Source organism: Eikenella sp. HMSC071B05 (genome assembly GCF_001811325.1).
GTDB classification, from domain to species: domain Bacteria; phylum Pseudomonadota; class Gammaproteobacteria; order Burkholderiales; family Neisseriaceae; genus Eikenella; species Eikenella corrodens.
On the sequence record NZ_KV804519.1, the window covers coordinates 1 to 2,557 of the forward strand.

Consider the following 2,557-nt stretch of genomic DNA (forward strand, 5'->3'; position numbering starts at 1 on the left):
CTCCATGATTTCACCCCCTTAGCGCCATCTGAACCCTGTCAAAAACGCTCTGTAGCTGCGAAAGAGCATGTTCTGGTTTCAGCAGTGGTTCGGATGTGCCTTTGTCGGTCAGCTTGCCTAACTGGAAAGAGCGGTTCTTTTTTTAGTCGGGTTAGCGTATCTGTAAGCATCATCAGCTACTTCTTGTTATGCTCGCTGATTGCTCAATGCTGTTCACTCTTTACGTAACTTTTGTACCGCTGGAGAATCTACCGTTTCATGCAGCCCGGTCTCCATTGTTGATGACCTGCCCAACAGCCAAAATGAGCGGCGCATCACACCCGAGAACCATGTCCGCCTGTATAACGAGGAGTGTATATGGCGGCTGTTTCGCGGTGTGACCTACGGCATCATTACCACACAAAATAAGATGTATTGCACAGAAATCCAGTTTAATCTAAGATTCAGTCTTAAGTTAAACTGGATTTTGTTATGTATTACCCACGTCACCTGCAATCTGTCTTGCAAAAGCTGTCCGCCCAATTTCCCGCCGTGTTGCTGACCGGTGCGCGGCAGGTCGGTAAATCCACACTGCTTCAGCACATTGCGCCCGAATACGGATACCTTACCTTAGACGATCCCTTGCTGCTCGACCAAGCCAAAAACGAGCCGCAACTGTTCCTATTGAACCACACTCCGCCGCTGATTGTGGACGAAGTCCAATACGCCCCCGAACTGTTTCCCCTGCTGAAAATGGATATAGACCGGCGCAAGCAGAACGGCCTGTACCTGCTGTCCGGTTCTCAGGCTTTTGAGTTGATGCAAAACGTCAGCGAAAGTCTGGCCGGGCGCATTGCGGTATTGAAATTAAACGGATTGTCGTGGCGCGAAATGCGCGGCGATGATTTTCAGGCGGCCTTTGTGCCGGACGAAGGTTATTTGGCCAACCGGAAACCCGTATTCAGGCTACCCGAACACGAAAATATCTGGCAGATTATCCACCGCGGCGATATGCCGCGCTTATACGAGCAACCCGCAACCGACTGGCAGGTTTACTATGCCTCGTATGTCGCCACCTATATCGAACGCGACGTGCGCCAATTGGTCAATGTAGGCAGCAGCGGCGATTTCACTCGGTTCATGATTGCTATTGCCGCCCGCAGCGGGGAATTATTGAATTACAGCAGCGTGGCCCAGGAAATCGGCGTATCGGTGGATACCGTCAAGCGTTGGCTCACCGTGCTGCAAACATCGAGCATCGTCTATCTGCTGCAACCCTATGGCAACAACCACCTTAAACGCGCCATCAAAACCCCGAAAGTCTATATGCTGAACACCGGCCTGATGGCCTACCTGACCAAATGGCTGACGCCGGAAACCATTCAAAACGGAGCCAAGAGCGGGCAGTTTTTTGAAACTTTTGTCGTGGGCGAAATCATCAAATCCTTCCACAACCAAGGCCAAGAACCGCCGATTTATTTTTACCGCGACACCAATCAAAAAGAAATCGACCTACTGATCGAACACCAGCAGATGCTGTACCCCGTTGAAATCAAAGCCACCGCCAATCCCAATAAAAAAATGGCCGCCGCTTTCAACCTGCTGCGCAACACGCTGCCGGCAAACGAATTGGGCATCGCCCACGGCACGATCATCAACCAGTACCCGCAAAAAATCTGGTTGGCGGAGAATTTGGTTGCCGTGCCTGCGGCCTATGTTTGAGGCTACCTGAAACCGCCCTTCAAGGAATGAACTATGCCCAACACCCCCGCCAACCCCATCCCATCCGAACATTTCCACGACGGCGCCCTTATCTCCTGCAAGCTCACCGACTGGACCTTCACGCGCTACCACACGCCCGGCAAATCCGATTATGCCGTGGTGTACGGCACGGTCACACAAGACGGGTCGGGGCGCTTTGCCGCAGGCAGCCGAATCCGCACCCCGCCCATTACTCAATGGGCGGCACCGCTGGCCCATACACACAACTCGGTGTATTGCCTGCCTGAAGGTGCAGGCTGCTTTTGCGACCTGCCCGCAACTATGCAACCTGCCATAGACATTTTGGGTATTGACCCTGCCGAAGCGGCCGTTATGCTGCGAAACGCCTTCATGCAGCCTGCACATGCTTTGCCTGAAACCGCCTGTTTCGGTGTTCCGGTGATGCGGACGGCAGGACAGGGCAACAGTCCAGTCGTCATGGAGCGCCACATCGCCGAATTGCCGTTCTATTCATTTTGGCGGGACAGTAGCATCGGTTCCGCCCAAAGCCTGATAGACGGACAAGCCGCCGTATTTCTGCACGATTGGAACGCATTCTGCCGCCGGTTTGTTCGTACCGGTAAACACCGCTGCCAAACCGACCACACAGACAACCAAGCCGTAGACGGCCAATACAGCTATTTCGGCCTGCCGATTGTGCATACGCCAGAACAGGATAATGACCCTGCCGTATTGGAAGCCGACATCGCCAAACTTCCGTTTTACACCTATTGGCACACCGCCTGCGCTTCCGATGTACACCAGTTAGCAGACGGCACACGCGTTGTGCACCTTGCTGATTGGGAAGCCTTCTGCC

The 2,557-nt window shown here is 53.5% G+C and carries 2 protein-coding genes; both read left to right on the forward strand.

The window, feature by feature from the left end; all coding sequences use genetic code 11:
* Positions 1-471: 471 nt before the first annotated feature.
* The gene (locus HMPREF2796_RS00515) at positions 472-1,701 is read left to right on the forward strand and encodes an ATP-binding protein (RefSeq protein WP_070630209.1); all 1,230 of its coding nucleotides are present in this window, start codon (positions 472-474) and stop codon (positions 1,699-1,701) included.
* A 33-nt stretch (positions 1,702-1,734) separates the two neighbouring features.
* The coding region (locus HMPREF2796_RS00520; RefSeq protein WP_210385325.1) for a hypothetical protein at positions 1,735-2,557 on the forward strand (823 nt) is incomplete at its 3' end.

Excerpts from the sequence above, each read along its gene's own strand:
- HMPREF2796_RS00515 (WP_070630209.1), top strand. The coding sequence starts at position 472 with ATGTATTACCCACGTCACCTGCAATCTGTCTTGCAAAAGCTGTCCGCC.